Origin of the sequence: Polaromonas sp., from assembly GCF_041689105.1 — a bacterium.
Classification (GTDB): Bacteria; Pseudomonadota; Gammaproteobacteria; order Burkholderiales; family Burkholderiaceae_C; genus Polaromonas.
Map to the genome: position 1 here is coordinate 1 of NZ_JBDNGU010000174.1, position 22,632 is coordinate 22,632.

The 22,632-nt window shown below is 64.4% G+C and carries 18 protein-coding genes; 4 read left to right on the plus strand and 14 right to left on the minus strand.

The annotated features are described in order from the left end of the window. Positions 1–394 (plus strand): glutathione S-transferase C-terminal domain-containing protein (locus ACESMT_RS17840; protein ID WP_372827945.1); only part of this gene is annotated, 394 nt, incomplete at its 5' end. 351 nt (positions 395–745) lie between these two features. Here the strand turns inward: ACESMT_RS17840 and ACESMT_RS17845 are convergent. The 9 genes from ACESMT_RS17845 to ACESMT_RS17885 form a co-directional block, all read right to left on the minus strand. Then, positions 746–1,162, minus strand: coding sequence for a nuclear transport factor 2 family protein (locus tag ACESMT_RS17845; protein ID WP_372827946.1), 417 nt, complete (start codon positions 1,160–1,162; stop codon positions 746–748). Positions 1,163–1,181: 19 nt separating this feature from the next. Beyond that, positions 1,182–1,952: an SDR family NAD(P)-dependent oxidoreductase gene (locus ACESMT_RS17850; protein WP_372827947.1), complete on the minus strand. Its 771-nt coding sequence runs from the start codon at positions 1,950–1,952 to the stop codon at positions 1,182–1,184. Between the two features lie 86 nt (positions 1,953–2,038). After that, complete coding sequence (locus ACESMT_RS17855) at positions 2,039–2,599, minus strand: DUF3833 domain-containing protein (protein ID WP_372827948.1); 561 nt, start codon at positions 2,597–2,599, stop codon at positions 2,039–2,041. Then, complete coding sequence (locus ACESMT_RS17860) at positions 2,596–3,870, minus strand: MFS transporter (RefSeq protein ID WP_372827963.1); 1,275 nt, start codon at positions 3,868–3,870, stop codon at positions 2,596–2,598. Before ACESMT_RS17860 ends, ACESMT_RS17855 begins: the two co-directional genes overlap by 4 nt. Positions 3,871–3,872: 2 nt before the next feature. Continuing rightward, the gene (locus ACESMT_RS17865; RefSeq protein WP_372827949.1) at positions 3,873–4,448 is read right to left on the minus strand and encodes a chalcone isomerase family protein; all 576 of its coding nucleotides are present in this window, start codon (positions 4,446–4,448) and stop codon (positions 3,873–3,875) included. Continuing rightward, positions 4,445–5,719, minus strand: a complete 1,275-nt coding sequence (locus ACESMT_RS17870; RefSeq protein WP_372827950.1) for a class I SAM-dependent methyltransferase — start codon at positions 5,717–5,719, stop codon at positions 4,445–4,447. The genes ACESMT_RS17865 and ACESMT_RS17870 overlap by 4 nt, the downstream gene beginning before the upstream one ends. Next, a complete protein-coding gene (locus tag ACESMT_RS17875) occupies positions 5,716–6,471 on the minus strand; it encodes a DUF1365 domain-containing protein (protein WP_372827951.1) in 756 nt (251 codons plus the stop codon). Before ACESMT_RS17875 ends, ACESMT_RS17870 begins: the two co-directional genes overlap by 4 nt. A 221-nt stretch (positions 6,472–6,692) precedes the next feature. Beyond that, positions 6,693–8,033 carry an NAD(P)/FAD-dependent oxidoreductase gene (locus ACESMT_RS17880; RefSeq protein WP_372827952.1) on the minus strand — a complete coding sequence of 447 codons (1,341 nt, stop codon included), beginning with the start codon at positions 8,031–8,033 and terminating at the stop codon, positions 6,693–6,695. A gap of 337 nt (positions 8,034–8,370) precedes the next feature. Continuing rightward, a complete protein-coding gene (locus tag ACESMT_RS17885) occupies positions 8,371–8,958 on the minus strand; it encodes a glutathione peroxidase (protein ID WP_372827953.1) in 588 nt (195 codons plus the stop codon). Between the two features lie 322 nt (positions 8,959–9,280). On the opposite strand from ACESMT_RS17885, the gene ACESMT_RS17890 reads away from it, so the two are divergent. Both ACESMT_RS17890 and rfaE2 read left to right on the plus strand, forming a co-directional pair. Further along, the gene (locus ACESMT_RS17890) at positions 9,281–10,150 is read left to right on the plus strand and encodes a ferritin-like domain-containing protein (protein WP_372827954.1); all 870 of its coding nucleotides are present in this window, start codon (positions 9,281–9,283) and stop codon (positions 10,148–10,150) included. Beyond that, positions 10,147–10,632, plus strand: a complete 486-nt coding sequence (rfaE2, locus tag ACESMT_RS17895) for a D-glycero-beta-D-manno-heptose 1-phosphate adenylyltransferase (RefSeq protein ID WP_372827955.1) — start codon at positions 10,147–10,149, stop codon at positions 10,630–10,632. The genes ACESMT_RS17890 and rfaE2 overlap by 4 nt, the downstream gene beginning before the upstream one ends. A 15-nt stretch (positions 10,633–10,647) precedes the next feature. Here the strand turns inward: rfaE2 and ACESMT_RS17900 are convergent, their stop codons facing one another. The 5 genes from ACESMT_RS17900 to glnE form a co-directional block, all read right to left on the minus strand. Further along, complete coding sequence (locus tag ACESMT_RS17900) at positions 10,648–13,821, minus strand: efflux RND transporter permease subunit (protein WP_372827957.1); 3,174 nt, start codon at positions 13,819–13,821, stop codon at positions 10,648–10,650. A gap of 29 nt (positions 13,822–13,850) precedes the next feature. After that, entirely contained in the window at positions 13,851–14,990 is a 1,140-nt protein-coding gene (locus ACESMT_RS17905) for an efflux RND transporter periplasmic adaptor subunit (protein WP_372827958.1), read from the minus strand. A 33-nt stretch (positions 14,991–15,023) separates the two neighbouring features. Then, entirely contained in the window at positions 15,024–16,496 is a 1,473-nt protein-coding gene (locus ACESMT_RS17910) for an efflux transporter outer membrane subunit (protein ID WP_372827959.1), read from the minus strand. Then, positions 16,493–17,209 carry a CerR family C-terminal domain-containing protein gene (locus ACESMT_RS17915; protein WP_372827960.1) on the minus strand — a complete coding sequence of 239 codons (717 nt, stop codon included), beginning with the start codon at positions 17,207–17,209 and terminating at the stop codon, positions 16,493–16,495. Before ACESMT_RS17915 ends, ACESMT_RS17910 begins: the two co-directional genes overlap by 4 nt. Before the next feature lie 110 nt (positions 17,210–17,319). Further along, positions 17,320–20,238, minus strand: a complete 2,919-nt coding sequence (gene glnE / locus ACESMT_RS17920) for a bifunctional [glutamate--ammonia ligase]-adenylyl-L-tyrosine phosphorylase/[glutamate--ammonia-ligase] adenylyltransferase (RefSeq protein WP_372827961.1) — start codon at positions 20,236–20,238, stop codon at positions 17,320–17,322. Between the two features lie 68 nt (positions 20,239–20,306). Here glnE and ACESMT_RS17925 point away from each other — a divergent pair. Next, on the plus strand, positions 20,307–22,632 hold a 2,326-nt coding region (locus ACESMT_RS17925), incomplete at its 3' end, for a YhdP family protein (protein ID WP_372827962.1).

The following is a 22,632-nucleotide window of genomic DNA, read 5'->3' on the forward strand; positions in this document are numbered from 1 at the left end:
GCCAGTGGGCAAGCTGATCCCGGTGCAGGGCCGCGAACGGGCCGAAGTCAAAACCTGGGAAGCCCTGGCCGACGGCCTGCTCGATGCCGCCATCCTGGCCCGCCTCGAAGCCACCTGGGGCGGGCGCAACGACAAGCAGCGAAGCCTGGCCTGGATAGACCGTCAGATGGCCAAAATCGACACCACGGTGCGCGCCATGAGCACGGGCCTGGGCGACAAGCCCTTTTGCAGCGGTATTCACCTCAGCCTGTCCGACATCGCCGTCGGTTGCGCGCTCGGTTATCTTGATTTCCGTTTTTCGCAGATCGACTGGCGTACCCCCTCCCCCAACCTGGCCCGCCTGTATGAAAAGCTGGCGCAACGCCCCAGCTTCATCGACACCCGGCCTGCCTAGGCTTTTTTCAAGCCAAATCGGCCCCCAGCCCTTACTGGACAAGCGCGAGTAGCTATAAAAACAGGAGCGCCTCGAAGGGTTTTGCTTACCAGCCGGGCCCGCGGGTCTGGCTTTGCCAGTCCGCAGGCGCGGCGGCCTCCTCGGGGCTGGTGCCTGCGGCTCCGAACCTGCTTGAGCAGGTTTGGACAGGCACTAGAAGCGAAGCCTTTGGCGAGCGGCGGCCTGCAAGGTGCAGAGAGGGACACGCAGTGAACGAGCGTGGGGGCTAGGTTTTTCCGCCGGGCCGCCCCAAGGAAAAATGCGCCCCCTCGGGGGGCAGAGAGCTACACGCAGTGAGCGAGCGTGGGGGCTTTATGTATTCACGCGCTTCTTCAGCCAGCGCATCAGGCTGCCCAGCAGCGGCAGTTTTTCGTAAAGCTCATCGGCCGCGTCCCAGTAGTCGCGGTGGTAGCTGACCAGGCCGGCCTGGTTGAACTTCAGGTGCGAGGTGCCGCGAATCGTCCGCAGCACCGTCGGATGGTGCTTCCTGAAGTGGAACTCGAAGTCCCAGGTCAGAAAACACTCGTGGCCTTCGCCGACCTGGCCGGTCACCACAAAACGCGGCCGCTCCAGCGCCACGTACATGTGGCTGAAGATCTGCTGCACCTGCGCCAGCGCGTGGACTTCGTTGAACGGGTCCTTGAAATACACGTCAGCGGCATACACCTCGCCCAGTCGGGCCACGCTGTCTGGCCGCAGGGCTTCGAAAAAATGCACAAAGCGGGTCATGGCGGGTGTCATGACGGGATCACAGGCCAGTAAACTTGCGAATCGCTGGAAAATACAGCGCGTAGGGCAGCAGGCGCAGTGCTTTCATCCAGCGGGTAAAACGTTTGGGAAAGTGGATCTCAAACTCGCCGCGCGCCCAGCCGGCCAGGATCTCTCCGGCCGCCTGCTCGGGGGTGAGCAACGCCGGCATGTCGAAACTGTTTTGCGCGGTCAGGGGCGTCTCGACAAACCCGGGGTTGACGATGCTCACGCCGACACCGCTGCCTTGCAGGTCCAGGTACAGCGTCTCGGCCAGGTTGATCAGCGCGGCCTTGGTCGGGCCGTAGGCCAGGCTGTTGGGCAGGCCGCGGTAGCCGGCCACGCTGCCCGTCAGGCTGATGTGGCCGCTGCCCTGCTTCAGCAGCGCAGGCAGCACGGCGTCCAGCACATACAGCGCGCCGCAATAGTTGACCTGCTGGTGCCTGAGCATCTCGGCCAGGTCAAAGTCGGTGGCGCGCAATGCCTTGTAGTAGCCGGCGCAATACATCACGAGGTCCAGCGGGCCGCTGGTCAGCACGGTTTGCGCTGCGGCCGCCACGGAGGCAGGGACTGAGGCGTCCAGGGGCAGCGCCAGTGCGCCGGCATGCTCGCGCGCAAACGCATGCAGCGCGTCGGCGTTGCGGGCCGAGACAAACACCTTGGCGCCGCGTGCGTGCAGCGCCTTGGCCGTGGCCAGGCCGATGCCACTGGAGGCGCCGACCAGCCACACGGTTTTACCGTTCCAGTCGCTCAGGGAAGTGTTGTGGGGCATGGTGAGCCTGTTATAAAAATGATAGCTGATCGCGCTTGTTGGACGTGGGCTGGACGCCTTTTTGACTTGAAAACATGGGCCGGGCGTCAGCGCTTGACAAAAGACAGCGTGACCTCGCCCAGCTTGAAGCCGAACTTGCTCATGACCGCCTTGTTGAGCATGACTTTTTCGTTCACCAGGTACATCCAGTCGTCGAACTGGACTTCAATCACGCGGCCATCAACCGGCAGCTTCAGGGTGTAACCCCAGCGGAAGGCGTTGCCTTTTTCCTCGCCTAAAGCCTGGCCGACGACATCAGCGGCCGTGCCTGTGTAGGTGCCATCCGGACTGCGCTTGAGTGTCCAGACCCGGCGGTCGGTGCTGCCGTCCGAGTAGGTGAAGGCTTCGTCGAGCACACCGGTCTCAAGCCCCGGCGGGCCTTGCCAGCTGCAGGTCATGACCACCGTGAAGCGTTTGACCACCTTGCCAGAGCGGTCGGTGAAGACACCGTAGGCGTCGAGCGTGCCATTGAAGTATTGGCGCATGTCGAGCACCGGTTTTTCCGTAGCGTAGTCGTTGAGCTGCGGGCCAGCGCAACCAGCGAGACCGGTCAGCAGGGAAATGCACAGCGCCAGCGCGGCAGCGCCCTTGAAGAAAAAACGGTTCATGGCTGAACTCCTTGGGGGTGTTTGATGACCAGAAAATAAAGGCAGGCCGCAGCCGCCAGCTTGAGCAGGCAGGGCAACACGCAGTAGGCCACCAGCAACGCGTTTAGCGCCTGTCCGTCACGCGCGCCGGGGGCGTATCCAAACACGGCCAGCAGCGGCAGCGCCAGCCCTGCGGCCAGCGCCAGATTCAGTTTGATCGCGAAGTTCCACCAGCCGAAGTAGGCGCCTTCGGCGCGGCCCGACTGGCCGTTGGCCTGAATCACGCCGGCCAGCAGCGCACCCGGCAAAGCCAGGTCGGTGCCCAGTGCGATGCCCGAGAGCACGCAGACAATCACAAACCCCGTGGTCTGACCGGGGCCGATCTGGGTGGCCCAGCCGAAGGTGGCAATCGCCAGCCCCATGCCCATCAGCCACGCCGGCGCCAGCCCCACGCGTTTGACTACCGCCAGCCACAGCGGGATGGACAGCGCAGCACTCAGGAAGTAACTGCCCAGAAACAGCGGCTCCATGCTTTGCGGCGCCTGCAGGCGGTCCTGGATGAAAAACAGCACCAGCGTGGCGGGCACCGCACTGGCCGTGCCGTTGAGCATGAAGACGACCAGCAGACGTCGAAAGCCCGCGTGTTGAAAAGGCAGCCAGATCGAAGGGCGGTCACCGGCATGCTGAGCCGGTTGTGGCGAGGGTCTGTCAGCACGCGTCCAGGCCAGCCAGCCCAAGGCCAGCACGGCAAAAAACAGCGCGGTGGTGGCCGGCAGGCCAAAAACCACTGGCGTGATGGATGCCATCACCACACCGACCAGGCCCAGGCCTTCGCGCCATGCCACGATGCGGCTTCGCTGGCGCTCGTCACCACCCAGCATGGCCCCCCAGGACTGGTGCGAGACACTGAGCGCGCTGTAGCCGGCATAGGTGAGCATCAGCATGAGGCTGGCCCAGACCACCAGCGCAGCTGGCGTGCTGACCAACGGAAAAAACAGCAGCGCAAAACCCAGCGCCAGAACCAGCGCGGCGCCGGCGCCCAGCCCCAGCACGGCGCGGGGTGAGCGCGCAAACAGGCGGTCGCTCAGGCGGCCCAGCAGCGGATCAATCAGCGCATCGAACATGCGCGCGCCCAGCAGCACGGCGCCCAGTGTTGCCAGCGGCACGCCGAACTCGCGCGCGTAGTGGTTCGGCAAAATGACATACAGAGGTAGCGCCACGAAAGCCAGTGGCAGGCCCAGCAGGCCATAGGCCAGGCCATTGCGCGCGCCAAACGGATTGGGTGCGGCCAGCCTCAAGGGCCAACCCCGGCAAGCAGCGCACTGCGCAAGCCGGGCTCCGACGTGGTGGGCGCCAGCCAGATGCCAAAAAACAGCCTTGCAAATTCTGCGTCGCGGATCTCGCCCGCAGGTTTCCCATTCATCCAGAACGCGGCACCGAGGCCGGGACGGTGCACGCCCATCACGCGATCGCCCTTTTTGATATCGGGCAGGACCTTGACCAGGGCAGCCACCCATTTGCCGGCCTGTTCGTCGCTGATGGGTGCGGACCTCCGCATTTCGGTGATGGAGCGTTGTGCCACGGCCTGGTTGTCGAAGTCGCGCAAATAACTGAGCTCCAGCGCCAGCGCATCGCTGGCAAAACCTTGCGGCCTGAAGCCTGGGTTGACCCACAGCCGCGCGTCGTACACCTGGAACCCCCAGACAGTCAGGCGCCCCTTGCCGACCAGTTGGGCCTGCGGGAGCACGTCCTGTAATTCAGCGCGCTGCTCGCTGGCGGCTGGCTGCGGCCCGGCTTGGGCCAGGGCCTCACCCGCCGGCAGCCACAGCACCAGCGACAGAGCCAGAGCCAGAAACAGCGTAGCGATCACGGCTTGCGCAGCGTGTACTGCACGACGTCGGTGTTGGCCTGAGTGAAAGCCGCTTCGCAGTAGGCCAGATAGAACTCCCATATGCGGATAAACCTCTTGTCAAACCCGAGCTGGAGCACCCGTGACTCTTGCGCCATGAACTGTTCGCGCCACAGCTTCAGCGTGCGCGCGTAGTCCTGGCCAAATGAAAACTCGTCCACCACTTCGAGCCCGGCGGCCCGCGCCTGGGCACGGAACTCGGCCGGACACGGCAGGCAGCCACCGGGAAAGATGTATTGCTGGATGAAGTCGGTCGATGAGACGTAGCGCTCGAACAACCCGTCGGCGATCACGATGCTCTGGATGCAGGCGCGCCCGCCCGGCTTGAGCAGGCGCGAAACCGTCTGGAAATAGGTCGGCCAGTATTCGCGGCCAACGGCTTCCACCATTTCAATCGAGCAAATGGCGTCAAAGGTCTCGCCCTCGCCGAGGGTACCGGTTTTGCCGATGTCGCGGTAGTCCTGTAATCTGAGATCTGCCTTGTCTGCCGCACCCAGGCGGGCCAGGCGCGCCTGTGCCCAAGCCAGTTGCTCGGTGCTCAGCGTCACGCCGACGATGGAGGCTTCAAATTCCGTGGCAGCCATTTCGGCCAGCGCGCCCCAGCCGCAGCCGATCTCCAGCACCCGGTCACCGGCCTTCACGCCGGCCTGGTGCAGCGCGCGCCGCACTTTGGCGTCCTGCGCGTCTTTCATGGAAGTCTCGGGCGTGGCAAAAATCGCCGATGAATAATTCATCGTGCCGTCCAGCCAGAGTTCGTAAAAAGCATTGCCCAGGTCGTAGTGCGCGTGGATGTTTTTCTGGCTGTTGGACTTGGTATTGCGATTGAGCAGGTGCTTGACGCGGTATGCAAAACGCCCCAGCCAGGTGCCGTAAATCACGTCCTCGACTTCCTGGCGGTTGCGTATCAACACGCTGAGCAGATCGCTCAGGTTGTGAGTGGTCCAGTCACCGGCGATAAAGCTTTCAGCAAAACCGATGTCACCCGACTTCAGCGACGCGGAGCAGACGTTCCAGTTGTGCAGCCGCAGGCTGGCTGTGGGCGCTTCGCCGGAGCCAAAGTGCCGGGATGAGCCGTCAGGCAGCTGCACATGCAGCGTGCCGTGTTTCAGACGGGTGAGCAGCCGCAGCACGGTGCGCGCGGCCGCGGGGGCGCCACCCGGCAGCGCCAGGGATGACGGTGTCGAGGACACATGCAAGGCTGCAGAGGAGGAACGATTGGTGGCAGTATTCATCGGGTGACAGAGCGGTTGGGTGGCTTGGGTTTTCGGATAAACGGCACGCGTTTGCACCACAGCTTGAGCGCCTGCCAGTGGATGCGTGCGACGACACCGAAGGTCATGGCCGGGTAGCGCCACAAGGCGCGACGCAGGCTGGCGGACGTGAGCGCCACCAGCGTGCCGCCCACGCTGGTTTCCAGCAGCGGACCGGCGTCATCGTCGTAGTCGATGCGGGCCACGGTGTTGTGCCGCCCCTCGTTGCTGGTACGCATGAAGCGAAAGCGGTAGCGGCCTTCGAGCGTACAAAACGGCGAAACGTGAAACACCTTGTCAGCGCTCAGCTCCTGACCGTAGTGCGGGCGATCCAGCAAATAGCAGTGGCGCTCGCCGAAAGTATTGTTGACCTCGACGACGATGGCGCGCAGCGTGCCGTCCAGGGCGTGGCAGTACCAGAAGCTCACCGGCTTGAAAGTGTGGCCCAGGACGCGCGGGTAGGTGTGCAGCCAGAGCTCGCCGCGCGCATCGTCAATGCCTTCTTTGTGCAGCAGTTCGTCAAGCCAGGCCACGCAGTTGTCCCGGCCGTCACCGTGGTCGCTGTCAAAAAAGCTCAGCGCGGCGCGGCGGTTGCGTGCCAGTGCGCCGTTGCCATGTGCCTGCATGCCACGCAGGGGCAGCATCAAAAAATAGGTGGGGTAGGCAAAGGCGTTGCGGGCTGGTTTCAGGCGGGTATGGCGCACCTGGCCGAAACCAAGGAGTGGCGCCCCCACGCTTGTCACTTCGTGTGCCTTCGGCGGTGCGCTGCCCCTTTCACCAGTAACAGGGGCTGTGCTTGCTTGGGGCGGCCCTGTGCTGTGCACGGGTGCCCCCACGCTCCGCACTGACGTGTCGTCGCTGCCCCCCGGGGGGGCGCTGCGCCTGCGGCCCGGCAACGCCGGTTTCGCGGCCCCTGCTGGCGAAGAGGGATTCCAAACGCTCGTCGCCGGGGTAATCATGCGGCGGTCCCCACGCAATCGGCCAGCACCAGCCGCGCCGCTTCAAGGCCGGATTTCAGGCCGTCTTCATGAAAGCCGTAACCGGTCCAGGCGCCGCAGAAATAGCTGTGCTGCTGGCCTTGCAGGCCAGGCAGTGCCTGTTGGGCCCTGATGGCTGCAGCGTCAAACACCGGATGTGCGTAGTCAAATTCACCCATGATCAAGTTACGCGCTATCGCCTGCACCGGATTCAACGACACCACCACCGGTTGCTCGAAGGGCAGCGGCTGCAGCATGTTGAGCAAGTAGTGCAGACACACCTGCGTGGACTCGCGCCGGCTGTCGCGCGCGCGCTCGTAATTCCATGCGGCCCAGGCCAGCTTGTTGGCCGGAAGCACCGAGGTGTCAGTGTGCAGCACGGCGCGGTTCGGCTGGTAGCTGATGGCGCCCAGGACCGCGCGTTCGTCCATGCTCGCGTCCGGCAGCAGGGCCAGCGACTGGTCGGAGTGCGCCGCGAGCACCACCTTGTCGAAGCGCTCGGTTTGGTCATTCGTGACAACCCGCACGCCACCATGCGGTGTGCCAGCATCTCTTTCGATGCGCTGCACCGGTGTGTTCAGGCGCTTGTCGGCGATGCCGGCGATGATTTTTTCAACGTAATTTCTGGCGCCGCCCGTGACCGTCCACCATTGTGGCCGGTTGGCCACCTGGATCAGTCCATGGTTGTGGCAAAAACGGATCATGGTTGCGACCGGAAACTGCAGCATCTGGTCGGTCGGGCAGGACCAGATGCAGCCCAGCATGGGCAGGAAGTACCAGTCCCGAAACTCGGCGGAAAACCTGCCCTCCTGGAGGAAGTCGCCCAGCGGCTGCAGCATCGCGGCCCCGGCATGACTCTCGGCCAGTGCGCTGGCCAGGCGGTTAAAGCGCACGATATCGCGCAACATGCGCAAAAACTTCCAGTCCACCAGGTTTCGCCGCTGCGCGAACACCGTATTGAGGCTGGAGCCGCTCCATTCGAGGTCCCGGCCCGGCGCCACGTCGGGCACCTTGACCGAAAACGACATGTCCGATTTGGCCGTGTCCACGCCGAGCTCGGCCAGCAGCTGGATCAGGTTGGGATAGGTGCGCTCGTTGAAAACCAGAAAGCCGGTATCCACCCCATGGGTGACCGGACCCTGGGGTGTCGGCAGGGTGACATCCACGGTGTGGGTGTGGCCGCCGAAATAGGGGCCGCTTTCAAACAGTGTGATGTCGGCCTGGCCCTTCAGGGCATGGGCAGCCGCCAGGCCGGAGATGCCTGAGCCAACAATGGCGACCCGTGGACGGGTTGATGAAGATGGGCTGGTGATAGTCATATCAGCGACCCTAAGATAAAAATGCTGCGAAGCGCCCCGACGCGAACAAGGGAGGGAGGGAGGAGGAGGAGAACCGCCCCGGGATTGCATCCTGGCCGCAGGGGCCTGGAAGTCTTCGCAACAAAAAAACGGTGTGACCGGTGCGGCCTTTCAGGCGCTGCACCGGTGGACGTGTGAGCTGTGATGGACGCGCGCAGTTCCCCGGACATGCAAACTGCATGGCGTAAAGATTTGTTAATCGATCAGAAGACACGCAGGATCACAGGGTGGGTAAGGATGGGCAAAGGTCTAAAAATCTGAAAATATACTTAGTAGTCAAATTATTACCGATTAGTAATTATTTGGCTAGCAATTTCTTTTCTATTTCTTTGAGGAAGGCCGAACTGGCAGGGTCCACACTGCTGCCGAAACTGCTCACCTCCCGTCCATCACGGGACACCACGTACTTGTGGAAATTCCAGCGCGGTGGATGGCCTGTTTTTTCTGCCAGCTGCCTGAAGAGCGGGTTGGCTGTTTTGCCGGAGACGCTGGATTTGGCAAACATCGGAAACTTCACCCCAAAGGTGTTTTCGCAAAAATCCGCGATTTCCTTGTTGTTGCCGGTCTCCTGGGAAAAATCATTGGAGGGAAAACCCAGCACCACCAGACCTTTGTCGTGGAATTTGGCATGGAGCGCTTCCAGGCCGGCATATTGGGGGGTGAAACCGCAAAAGCTGGCCGTGTTGACGATCACCAGCACTTTGCCGCTGTACCGACACAGGTTTTGGGGGTTTTCGTCTTGCAGCCGCAAGAAACTGTGGTTGAGCAAGGGTGTGCAGATCGGCGCGGCCAGCGGGATTGCCAGCGTCGCCGCAGCCTGGAGGGGCAGGAGCATGCCGCCGAGCAGCAGGGAGGCAAGGGCGGTATTCAGCAAAACGGGGATCATGCGTGGGCTCCAATCAAGCGGGCGGACAAAGGTGGGTGAGGGCAAGGGGTGTCGCTGGCAGGGCTCAGAACAGCACAAGCGCACCGCCGAGCATGCCGCAGATACGCAGCGGCGGGGTAGGCAGATTCAGCGGCGCCAAAGGATTGATCAACGACATTGGCTGCTACCCAAGGCCGATGAAACCGTGTAGAAATGGTAACGAGGGCCATGCACACGTTAACCCGCATGAATGGGCGGCAAAAGGCCTTTTCGGGCGATATGTCATATTCAACCCCTAAAATCGCGCTACATCTAAGTCGGCGAGAGCCGCGTAAGGAGTGTCATGCTTTACCCAGAACTTTTTAAACAGCTTGAATCTGTCCGTTGGGACATGGACAAGGACATTCCGTGGGCCAGCTTCGACAGTGCCAAACTGACGGATGAGCAGGCCCAGACCATCAAGATGAACGCCATCACCGAGTGGTCCGCCCTGCCGGCCACCGAGATGTTTCTGCGCGACAACAAGGACGACAGCGATTTTTCCGCGTTCATGTCGATCTGGTTTTTTGAAGAGCAGAAACATTCGCTGGTGCTGATGGAATACCTGCGACGCTTCCGTCCGGACCTGGCACCCACTGAAAAAGAGCTGCATGAGGTGCGCTTCGAGTTTGAGCCCGCGCCGGCGCTCGAAACGCTGATGCTGCATTTTTGCGGTGAGATCCGGCTCAACCACTGGTACCGGCGTGCCAGCGAGTGGCACACCGAGCCCGTCATCAAACAGATCTACACCCAGCTCAGCCAGGACGAGGCGCGCCACGGCGGCGCCTATCTGCGCTACATGAAGCGCGCGATCAACAACTTCGGCAACGACGCCCGTGCTGCCTTCACCAAGGTTGGCGTGCTCATGGCCAGCGCCCGCCGCACCGCGCAGGCCCTGCACCCGACCAACCTGCATGTCAACAAGGACCTGTTCCCGCGCGACACCATCCAGTCGCGCCTGCCCAACCCCGAGTGGTTGGAGCACTGGCTGGACAAGCAGATCAACTTTGACGCGGTCTGGGAAGGCAAGGTGGTCGAACGCATCCTGCACAACATGAGCCTGCTGATGAACCAGAGTTTCAAGTCCGTGCAGGAGCTCAACCGCTACCGCAAGGAACTGAGCCGCGAGATTGCCGCGACCATCGTGCCCGAGGCCAAGCCGCGCGCCGTGTGAGCGAGCCGGCATTTCTGGCCAAATTGGCAGCGCGCGAGGCCGCAGTAGCGCGCATAGCTGCCCTGCCGCGGCCTGTCGTCTTCACCAACGGGGTATTTGATGTGCTTCACCGCGGGCACGCCAGCTACCTGGCGCATGCGCGGGCGCTGGGCGCCAGCCTGGTGGTTGCGCTCAATACCGACGCGTCAGCCCGCCGGCTGGGCAAGGGCCCGGACCGGCCGCTGAACAAGGAAGGCGACCGCGCCGCGTTGCTGGCCGCGCTGGAGTCTGTCAGCCTGGTCACCTGGTTCGACGAGGACACACCGCTGCAGCTTATTGCCGAGTTGCGGCCAGACATTCTGGTCAAGGGCGGCGACTACGACATGGACAAGCTGGCTGAAACCGCCGTGGTGCGAAGTTATGGCGGCCAGGCGCTGGCGATCCCGTTTACAGAGGGTTATTCGACGACGGCGCTGGTGCGAAAGATCCGGCAAACGCCCTGAGCCGCGTCGCCGCCCTCAGGGCGCGGGCAGCTTCGCCGGCTCGACGATGAGGGCCACCTGGCGGTCCGCCCCGGCGCCACGGGCTTCATTGCGCCCACGCAGCCTGGAAAACAGGCGCTTGACCCCCTGCTCCACATCGTCCACATAGGTAAACACCGCCGGTATCACCAGCAGGCTCAAAAAGGTCGAAGTGATCAGGCCGCCAATCACGGCCACAGCCATGGGCGAGCGAAAGCTTCCATCGGCCGAGCCCCATCCCACGGCAATGGGCAGCATGCCCGCGCCCATGGCAATGGTGGTCATCACAATCGGGCGAGCGCGCTTGTGGCAGGCATCAAGCAGGGCCTCCAGCCGCGACATCGGCGGCTGGGCGGGCTGGCTTTCGGTGGCTGCGCGGCCGCGCCGTGCTTCGATGGCGTATTCAACCAGCAGGATGGAGTTTTTGGTGGCCACGCCCATCAGCATGATCAGGCCGATCAGCGAAGGCATGGAAAACGACTTGTCCGCGATCAGCAGACCCACAAAGGCGCCACCCAGGGACAGCGGCAGCGCCGCCAGAATAGTTACGGGGTGCAGCACGTTTTTAAACAGCAGCACCAGCACGATGTAGATGCACAACACGCCGGTCAGCATCGCCAGGCCAAAACTGGCAAACAGCTCGCCCATCACCTCGGCGTCACCAATCACCACCTGCTTGACCCCGGCGGGGAGCTTCTGGATGGCGGGCAATTTCTGCACGGCAGCCGTCACGTCGCCCAGCGCCAGGCCAGACAGCTCAACTTCAAACTGCACATTGCGCGAGCGGTTGAAACGGTCGATGACGGCTGGGCCGCCCGCCAGCTCCACACGGGCAACCTGGCCCAGCATGACCGGTCCGCCGGCTTTGTTGCTGGGCACCATCAGCCGCTCCAGGGTGGCAAGATCGGCTTTGGCATCGTCGGCCAGACGCACGACGATAGGCACCTGCCGCTGCGACAGATTCATCTTGGGCAAGGCCGCGTTGTAGTCGCCAACGGTGGCGATACGCAGGGTTTCACCGATGGCGGCGCTGGTCACGCCCAGGTCGGCCATGCGCGCGAAGTCAGGGCGCACGGTGACTTCCGGCCGCACCAGCGACGCGCTGGATGCCACCGACCCCAGGCCGGGGATAGTGCGCAGGTCTCTTTCCAGGGCCGCTGCTGCGCTGGCCAAGGCCACGGGGTCTTCGCCGGTGAGCGCCAGAATGTACTTTTCACCCGAGCCGCCCAGACCGACCTTGCTGCGCACGCCGGGCAGCTGGGTCAGTACCTTACGAATATCGTTTTCAATGCCCTGTTTGCGCGGTCGCTCCCCGCGCTCGGTCAACAAAATGGTGAGTGTGGCCTTGCGCGTCTCGGCCGCACCGCCGGGTGCAAACGGGTCACTGCCGGCTGCGCCACCGCCTATGGTGGTGTACACGCTTTTCACGTTGGGCACCGTGGCAATCAGGCCACGCGCCATCTCGGCGGCGAGTGTGGTCTCGGCCAGCCGGGTGCCCGGCGGCAACTCCAGATACACCTGGGTCTGGGAGTTGTCGTCGGGCGGAATAAAGCCGGTCGGCAGCAGGGGTATCAGCATCAGGGAGCCGATAAAAAATGCGCCCGCTGCAATGCTTGTGATCAGCCGGTGCTGAATGCACCACGCGCTGGTGCGCATGTACCAGCGCATCACCGCGCCGTCTTTCTCAACGTAGTTGACGATGGGCTTGAGGATGTAGGCCGCCATCATGGGCGTGAGCATGCGTGCCACCACCAGCGAGGCAAACACCGCCAGCGCGGCGGTCCAGCCGAACTGCTTGAAGAACTTGCCGGCAATACCGCTCATGAACGCCGTAGGCAGAAACACTGCGATCAGGGTGAAAGTCGTCGCGATCACCGCCAGCCCGATTTCGTCAGCGGCTTCCATGGCAGCCTGGTACGGCGTTTTTCCCATGCGCAGGTGGCGCACGATGTTTTCCACCTCGACAATCGCGTCGTCCACCAGAATGCCGATCACCAGGCTAAGCGCCAGCAGGGTCACGATGTTGATGGAGAAGCCGAGGTAGTTCATGCCGATAAAGGCCGGGATCACCGACAGGGGCAAGGCCACAGCAGACACAAACGTGGCTCGCCAGTCACGCAAAAACAGCCACACCACCAGCACCGCCAGAAGGCCACCTTCGATCAGCAGCGTGAGCGAGGCGCCGTATTCTTCTTCAACCGGCGTCACGAAGTCAAAAGCTTCGGTCAGCTCGATGTCAGGATGGCCCAGCTGCAATTCCTTCAGGGCGGCACGCACGCCCCGGCCTGCTTCGACCTCGCTGGCGCCCTTGCTGCGCGCAACTTCAAAACCCACGACGGGCACGCCGTTGAGCAGGGCCGCCGAGCGCTGCTCGGCGACGGTGTCCTGCACGTCGGCGATCTGGCTCAAACGCACCTTGCGACCGTCGCCGACGGACAGCTCCATGGCGCCCAACTCCGCCGCCGACTTGACGCTGCCCAGCGTGCGCACTGGCTGCTCGCTGGTGCCCAGGTTGGTGCGGCCTCCAGAGGTGTCCGACTGCACCTGCCCAAGCTGGCGCGAGATGGTTGCTGCGCTCACGCCGAGGGCGGCCATTTTGGCGGTGTCCAGGGCAATACGCACTTCGCGGGTCACGCCGCCAACGCGCGTCACCGCACCTACCCCGGGGACGGCCAGCAGGCGGCGCGTCAGGGTGTCGTCGACGAACCAGGACAGCCCCTCATCGTCCATCGCCTTGCTGCGGATGGCGTAGGCCAACACCGGCGAGGAGGCCAGGTTGATCTTGCTGACAATGGGGTCGCGCAAATCCGAAGGCAGGTCTGCGCGCACCTGCTGCACTGCCGAACGCACTTCGTCGAGTGCTTCCTGGGTTGATTTTTCCAGCCGGAACTCGGCAGTGATGGTGGCTGCGCCGTCTTGCACCTTGGTGTAGATGTTTTTCAGGCCCTGCAGCGAGGCGATGGCGTTTTCCAGCTTGCGGGCAACATCAGTTTCCAGTTGCGCCGGCGAAGCGCCGGGCAGGCTGGCCGAGATCACGATGTTGGGCACATCCAGGTCGGGGAAATTCTGCACCTTCATGGACTGGTAGCTGAGCACGCCGGCAAAGCACAGCAGCACAAAAAACATGATGGCGGGGATCGGGTTGCGGATGCACCAGGCGGATACGTTCATGCTGACTCCGGCATATTGTTGTGGGCTGCTTATTTGCTGGCTGCTGGCGCGGGGCTGCCGGCGCTTGCAGCAACCACCTGGACGGTGTCGCCATCCGCCAGAAACGCAGCGCCACGGGCCACGTAACGCTCGCCGATCAGCGCACCCTGAACAATCTCCACGGCGTCGCCGAGCCGGCGGCCGGTTTGAAGCTTCAGTTGCCTGACTGTGTTGTCCGGTTCAATACGCATGGCGTAGGTGAAGCCGTCCCGCAAGACCAGAGCCTGCTGCGGCAGCGTCAATGCAGCGGTCGTGCCGAGGGCAAACTCGCCTTGCGCGAACATGCCGGCCTTGATGCCCGGGTTTCGCGGCAGATCGACGTAGACCAGCGCGGTACGGGTCAGCGGGTCCACCGTCGGCGCGACGGTGCGCACCGTGCCCTGGACTTGCGCGCCGCTGGCGGCCGTCACCTGCGCGGCGCTTCCGGGTTTGAGGCGAGCCACTTCCTCGCTGGTCACTTCCGCGCGCCACTCGAGTCGCCCGCCGCGAATCAGGCGAAACAGCTCGGTGCCATTGCCGACCACCGCGCCCACGGTGGCGCTGCGTGCCGAAATGACGCCGCTGTCGGGCGCCAGCACCTGGGTTTTATTGCCGCGCAGTTGCTGGGCGTCCAGCACCGCCTGGGCAGCGGCCACACGCGCCTTGGCGGTCTGCTCGCTGGTGTTGTACTGGTTGATCTGCTGCGTGCTCAGCGCGCCGGAGTTCTGCAGCGTGCGGGCGCGCGCGGCGTTGCCAGCTGCGTCGGCGGCCGTGGCCTGGGCTTCTACCAGGCTGGCGCGCGCCTGCGCCACATCGGCCAACACGCTGTCGCCGGAAAACCGCGCCAGCAGCTGCCCGGCCTTGACGGCATCGCCGACGTTGACCAGCACCTGTGTCAGTCGCAAACCGCTGGATTCCGAGCCAATGATGGCCTCCTGCCAGGCCACGATGTTGCCGTTGGCACTGAGTCTGACCGGCAAGCGGGTCTGTTCCGGCTGGGCTGCGGCCACGGTCAGCGCCGGTTTGGGCGCGACGGCGGCTGGCTCGGCCTTGTTCCCGGATGCGGAGGAAAAAAGGACGACAGCCCCCGTTACAACTGCGAGGACAGCTATCAAAATAATAGCGACTGGTTTGATCTTGATTTTTTTCATGGCGTTGTTGGTCAATCAGGAGCGACAGAGGATTCAGGGTTGCCGGGTGCTGGTGGCGACGGCGGGCCCGCCCGGGCCCTCGAGCGTGCGCGTCCAGCCGCCGCCCATGGCGCGGTACAGCGCCACCCAGGCCGACGCGCGTTCGCGCTGCAGCGACAGCAGCCCTGTCTCGGCGGCCAATTGTGTGCGGCGGCTGTCTTCGAGATCGACCAGACTGGCCAGCCCGTTTTTATACAGCGCGTCGGTACCGGCAAAGGACGCCCGGTACCCTTCGGCGGCCACGCGTGCGTCCTCGCTGCGTGCGGCGGTGCTTTGCAGGTTGACCAGCGCCTCCTCGACTTCACGAACCGCCTGGCGGACCCGCCCGCGGTAGACCGCGGCGGCCTCCTCGTAACGTGCCTGCGCGGCGTCTGCGTCGGCGGCCCTCCGACCACCGTCAAACAGCGGCAGGCTGAGCGCCAGCGGACCGACGGACCAGGTGTTGAAGTCGGTGCTCACGCCTGCGCTGCGAAAGCGGTTGGCCGCGACCGAGCCGTTCAGGGTCAGACGCGGGTAACGTGCCGCCTGGGCACTGCCGACATCCGCGCTGGCGGCGGCGACCTCGCGCTCGGCGTTGAACACGTCGGGGCGCTGGGCCAGTGCCTGGGCAGGCACACTTGCTATTGAAATAGTAGCTACTTGCGCAATGCGGGCGGGGGCTGAGGCCAGTTTTGACTTGATATCCGGCTCCTGTAACGCCGTCAGCGCCACCAGCGTCTTGATATCCAGCTCGCACAGCGCGGCCTGCTGGGTGGCGCGGCTGTTGGCATCTGCGGCACTGGCACGCGCCAGCGCCGCCGTGGCCGGCGCGGTAAATCCGGCCTCGGCGCTGAGTTGCGCCAGCCGGCCGGTTTCTGCGCGGGAGGCGGCGTCGGCACGGGCCACGCGCAGCAGCTGCTCGCAGCTGCGCAGGCTGTAGTACTGGTTGGCCGTTTCGGCCGCCACCAGCACGCGGGCGTCATGCCACAGGGCCTGCGCGCCTTCGTAACGCAGTTGCGCGGCGTTGCGGGCATCGCGCCTGCCGCCGAAAACATCAATTTCCCAGGCCGTCTGCAGGCCTGCCTGGGCGGTGGTGGCGACCGGAGCGGTGGCACCCGTCATCGGCTGGGAGCGGCCGCGGCTGACGCTGGCCGCTGCATCCAGCGAAGGCAGCAGCGCCGCACCGGCCGCCACACGGCTGGCGCGGGACTGCTCGATGCGCGAACGCGCGGTGGCGACCGAAGGGCTGACGGCTTGTGCAGCGCTGATCAACTCGACCAGCAGCGGGTCGCCCTGCTGCTCCCACCAGCGGGTCAGGTCGGTCAGGCTACCCTGGTGCGGCAGCCCGGCCACAGGCTGACCACCCGGTGGCGGTGCGAACCACTGGGCCGGCGGGCTGGCCGATACCGCCGCAGGCGGTGACTGCAGCGCGCAGGCGGAAATCAACAGGGGCAGCAGGGCAAAGGTGATGGGGCGGACGTTCTTCATGGCTTTTTCTTTTTGTCGGCTGCCAGCGATTGACGCCGGGCGGCCTCAACGGCAATCATGGCTTCGGCATAGTCCACGAGCCGGATGGCCCACAGGTCAATGGCCCTGGGCGTGGCGATCAGTTGTGGCCGGACGGCCTCGATCACGTCGCGGCTGATGAACATCTGCATGGCCAGCCCGGTGATGCAAAAGGCCAGCCGGTGCACATCGTCGTCGATCCGTGTGACGCCCAGATGGCGGCCCAGCACCTCGACCAGCGCGGCGTGCGCGGGCTTGATGTTGCTGTTGATCTGTTCGGCCCACAGGCCGGTGGGCTCCAGCATCTCCCGAAAATGCAGACGGGTCAGCTGCTGCGCCAGCTCGCCTTGTTTGAGGGGTTCCAGAAAACCGGCAATAAATCCTTCCAGGGACTGCCGCAGGCTCAGGTGAACAGGCTGGTAGCGCGAAATGTCGTCGCAGGGCTTGCCCAGCGGCTCGGTGAACACGGCGCGATAGAGCCCGGCCTTGTCGCCGAAGTAGTAGCTGATAGCCGCCACATTGGCACCGGCCGCTTGCGCTATTTCACGCGTGGAGGTTTTGGAAAACCCCTTTTCGGCAAACAGCTGCAACGCGGCGAGAACCAGGTGCGCCCTGGCCTCAACCCCGTCGGAGCGTTGCCTGCGGGCTTGCGGCGGGGGAAGGCGGGTTGACGCAGGTTGAGCGACGGATTTCATACGCCCCATTAGAGCACATATCAAACACTTGATTTAATTAGGTCGTTCGTTTCAATTGGAAGCCGGACTGCGGCGAACCGCGGCGAACCGCGGCGAACCGCGGCGAACCGTCAGTAGGCACCAGGCTCGCCAGCGCCGAAGACCGCCGCCCACACGGCCAGGATGGCCTCGCGTTCGGGCTGCAGTGCCGGCAGCGTGACCTGGGTTGGATCTTCATTCAGCCGCGCCTGATGCTGCACCCGCCGCAGCTCGCGATAGGCGCGCGCTGCGGCCTGCCCCAGGCCCGCCTCCAGCAGGCCAACCGCTTCGGCACGTTGCAGCAAGGCGATGTTTCCGACGTTGCCAATCAGTTCCGGATGGTTGCCTGACTGCGACAGCACCAGGAACTGGACCACAAACTCGGCATCCACCATGCCGCCCGGGCTGTGCTTGACGTCGAACTTCTCGCCCGCCCGCTCACCCTTGATCGGGTGCGCCGCACGCACCTTCCCGCGCATTGCCACGATTTCCCGTGCCAGCGCCGGGATGTCGCGCGGCGCGCTGATCACCGACAGGCGCACCTGGTCGAAGCGTTCGCGCAGGGGTTCAGCGCCCAGCACAAAGCGGGCACGGGTCATGGCCTGGTGTTCCCAGGTCCAGGCGGTGTTGCTGCCGCGCTGCTGCTGGTACCTGGCGTAGGCCTCGAAGCTGGTCACCAGCAGCCCGGAGTTGCCGTTGGGGCGCAGCGCAGTGTCGATTTCGAACAGGTCTCCTTCTGCCGTCTTGACGGTCATCCAGTTGATCAGTTTGCGCACAAAGGCCGCGTAGACCTCCGGCGCCTGCTCGTGTTCGTCTTCGAAAACGAACACGATGTCCAGGTCGCTGCCGTAACCAAGTTCCTTGCCACCCAGCTTGCCGTAGGCAATGATGGCAAATTGCGGTGCATCACGGTGGCGGCTCTTCAGGCGCTGCCAGCACCAGTCGGCAGTGATCTTGAGCACGGTTTCGGCCAGTGCGCTCAGGTCGTCAGCCACCTGCTCCACCGTCAGCTCGCCCTCGACATCACGCGCCAGGGTGCGGAACACCTCCGCATGGTGCGCCCGGCGCAGCAGGTTCAGGCAGCTTTCCTCGTCGTCTTCCCCCGTTCGGCGTAGCGCGTCCATGCGCTGCTGCAGTTCCTGGGTGAAGGCAGCGGCATCAAAACGTTCATGCAACATGGCGTCGCTCGCCAGCTCATCGATCACACCCGGGTGCTGCAACAGATACCTTGCGGGCCATTTGGCCGCGCCCAGCAGGCGCAGCAGGCGCTCATGCACGGCAGGGCGCTCCAGCAGCAGCGCCAGGTAACTCTCGCGGCGCAGCAAGGGTTCGATCCAGTCGATGATGCGCACCGCGGCCTCCTCGCCGGCCTTGCCTTCGGCCAGCCACTGCGCGGTGCGCTGCACCAGGCGCATCAGGCGCGCGCGCGCGTCGTCGCGCAGGCCGAGCACGCGGGGGTGCCCGCGCCACAACTCCAGCCGCACGCGGAATTTTTCAGGCCATTGGGTCGCCAGCTTTTCGAGAAGCTCGTCGATATCCTGCGGTGCAGCTGGCGCTGACTTGCCGCAGCCTTTGCAGTCTGACTTTTGGCCGAGCAGGGTGTCAAACTCCTGGGCGACCAGCTCACGGTGGGCATCGAGCTCGCTCAAAAACGGGCAGCAGCTGCTGTAGCCCATGGTCTGCGCAATCCAGGCGAGGTCGTCGTCTCGGGTTGGCAGCACATGGGTCTGCTGGTCATCGAGGTACTGGATGCGGTGCTCGACCCTGCGCAGGAAGTCGTAGGCCCGCATCAGTGCCTGGGCCGTGGCCTGGGTCATCAGGCCGGCGTTGGCCACGCGCTGCAGCGCATCCAGCGTGGGGCGCGTGCGCAGTTCGGGAAACTGCCCGCCGCGCACCACCTGCAGCAGCTGCACGGTGAATTCGATTTCGCGGATGCCGCCGCGCGACATCTTCACGTCGTTGGCGCGTTCGGGGTGGCCTGCCGCGCGTTTGGCCGCGTGTTCGCGGATTTGCCGGTGCAGCACGCGCAAAGCGTCAAAAACGTTGTAATCGAGGTAACGCCTGAATACAAAAGGCAAAACCGAACCGCGCAGGGCCTGGGCCGAGCCGCTCTGGATGCACTCCTGCGGCGCCACCACCCGGCTCTTGAGCCAGGCAAAACGCTCCCACTCGCGGCCTTGCGCCTGGAAGTAGTCCTCCAGCGCATTGAGCGACACCGCCGATGGGCCGGAGTTGCCGTTGGGCCGCAGCGCCAGGTCGACCCGGAACACAAAACCATGCTCTGTGGTGTCTCCGATCAGGTTGTGGATGGCCTTGACCTGCTGCGCAAAATATTCATGGTTGGAAATAACGCCCCGGCCATCGCCCCGGCCAGTGGTTTCGCCGTCATGGTCATAGACGTAAATCAGGTCGATATCGCTGGAGACATTAAGTTCGCGCGCGCCCAGCTTGCCCATGCCAACCACCCACAACTGGGCACGTCCGGCTGGCGCACCTTCCGATGAAGGTGTCTGCGGCGGGCCATACAGCGCGTCCAGCGGCAGCCGCGATTCACAGATGGCGATATCGAGCGCCAGCTCTGCCAGCTCTGTCATGGCGCGGGTCACCACCGCCAGGGGAACACCCGCGGTAGCTGATGAGTCGGACGTAGTGGGTTGTCTTACGCCAGCCGGGGCCGCAGGTCCGGCTTCGCCGGCCGGCAGGCGCAGCACCCCCCCGGGGGGCAGCGAAGCACACGCAGTGACGAGCGTGGGGGCCTCATGTTCGAGCGTGGGGGCCATATCGCAGTCCAGCACCGCCAGGCGCTCCAGCACAAGCTGGCGCAGGATGCGCAGGCGCGCACCCGTATCCAGTTCTGGACGCTGCAGGACGTCGTAGGTGGTCTGCATGGTGGCGCGCACGGGTTCGCCGGCCGGCAACAGGGCCAGCTCGCCGGCATAGCGGCGGCGTATGCGCTGGACAAAACGGGAGTGGTCCGATGCAGCCGAGGTGGCGGTCAACGGATCAGGCATCACACTGGTTAACAAAAACTACCCTCCAGGGCGTTGAACGGACAGAAGCACTGAAGGTCATAATTCTCATGTCAATGGATCAATCGAACCCCTCCCAGCCGGTGCTTCACACCCGGCGTCTCAAAATTGCCGCTACGGCTGCACGCCTGGCCCTGGGACTGGTGCTGGCTATCTGGGTCCTTTTCGGTGTGGCCTGGGCTGTGCTTCACGGCTGGATTGTGCCGCGAATCGCGGACTTTCGCCCGCGCCTGGAAGCGGCGGCCACTCAGGCCCTGGGGGCGCCGGTGCGCATCGGCCAGATCACTGCACGGTCCGGGGGGCTGATGCCCTCTTTTGAATTGCGCGATGTCACCCTGCTGGATGTCCAGGGGCGGGAGGCCCTGCGCCTGCCGCGCGTGCTGGCGGCGGTATCGCCAGCGTCTCTGTGGGGCCTGGGCTTCGAGCAGATATTCATTGACCAGCCTGAGCTGGACATCCGGCGTGCTGCGGACGGAAAGATTTACGTGGCCGGCCTGGACGTCTTGCAGAACCGCTCTGACGGCGGCAGCGCGGCTGCCGACTGGTTCTTTTCCCAGACCGAAGTCGTCATCCGCGGCGGTACCGTGCGCTGGAGTGACGACTTGCGGCAAGTGCCGGTGCTGGCCTTGAGCCAGGTGGACTGGACTTCACGCAATCCGGGGCAGCGACATCTGATGCGGCTGGATGCTACGCCACCGGCGGCCTGGGGCGAGCGCTTCAGCCTGCGCGGCGTGTTTCGCGAGCCCTTTCTGTCCGGCGGCGCCGGGCGGTGGCAGCAATGGGCCGGCCAGTTCTATGCCGAGTTCAGCCGCGTCGATGCTTCGCAGGTCAAGCGTTACGTCGGCATGGACAAATTGGGCGTCAACCTGAAAGCCGGCACCGGCGCTCTGCGTGCCTGGGTGGATGTGCAGGGGGGACAGTTCACTGGCGGCACGGCAGATCTGGCCTTGCTGGAGGTCGATGTGCAGCTGGGCCGGACACTGGAGCCGCTGGCGCTGCTGGCGGTGAGCGGTCGCGTAGGCGGCAGGCAGCTGGCCAATGGGTTCGACCTTGCCACGGAGGAGCTGCAGTTTCGCACCCGCGACGGCCTGCAGTGGCCGGGCGGCAACGCCGCCATTGTCTACACCGGCACCGAAGGCCAATTGCCCGCGCGGGGCGAAATCAAGGCGAACAGGCTCGATCTTGCCGCGCTGGCGCTGATCGCGAACCGGCTTCCGCTGGGAAGCGCCATTCATCAATTGATCGCCACGCTGGCGCCCAAGGGGCTGGTGGAAGTTGTAGATGCGAAGTGGCAGGGACCGCTGGATGCGCCCAGTGCCTACGCCGCCAGAGGCAGGGTGGCCGGCCTGGAGATCGCATCGCAGGCGTCTGCGCCCCAGGCGGGTGTTGCGGGCACCCGTGCGTCCATCGGCCGGCCCGGCGTGCGAGGCGCGGCGGTGGACTTTGACCTGACGCAGCAGGGAGGCCAGGCCAAGGTCAGGATCAACAGCGGCCAGCTGGACTTACCGGGGATTTTCGAAGACCCCCGGCTGCTGTTTGACCAGTTTGCCGCAGATGCCCAGTGGAAGCTGACCGGACCGAAAGTGGACGTTCAGCTGCGCAATGTCGCCTTCGCCAATGCCGATGCCCAAGGCACGGCGCAAGCCGGCTGGCATACCGCCGATGCACCTGCCGGCGGGGCAGTCGCCGGAACATCCGACAGCCGTTTCCCCGGTGTACTGGACCTGCAGGGCGTGCTCAGCCGGGGCGACGGCAGCAAGGTCCACCGCTACCTGCCGCTCGTCCTGCCCGATGCGGTTCGCCATTACGTGCGCGATGCAGTGGCCCAAGGCGCGTTGTCGGACGTCAAATTCAAGGTCAAGGGCAATCTGAAAGACCTGCCCTTTGCAGACCCCAAACTCGGCGAGTTCCGGGTCTCGGCAAGGGTGGCCAAAGGAGCCTACGCCTATGTGCCCAGGTCGACCCAGCCGCCTCAAGCCAGTGCCTGGCCTGCCCTGAGCGAGGTGTCCGGCGAGCTGGTGTTTGACCGCGCGTCGCTGCAGGTCGATGGCGCCACGGGACGGGTGTCCGGCCTGCCTGGCCTGCAGATCGTCAAGGCAGATGCCCGCATCCCGGACCTGATGCACTCGGCCACCGTCCAGGTCAATGCCGAGATCAAGGGTCCGCTCACCGAGGCCGTGGGTTTTGTCAATGGCTCGCCGCTGGGTGAAATGACCGGCAAGGCGCTGGCCAGAGCCGTGGCCAGCGGAACCGCCAGCTACAAGGTGCAACTCACCTTGCCGCTGGCTGCGCTGGACAAGACCAAAGTGCAGGGCACGGTCAGCGTGCCAGGCAACGATGTGCAGTTCACACCAGACACGCCACAGTTCACACGCC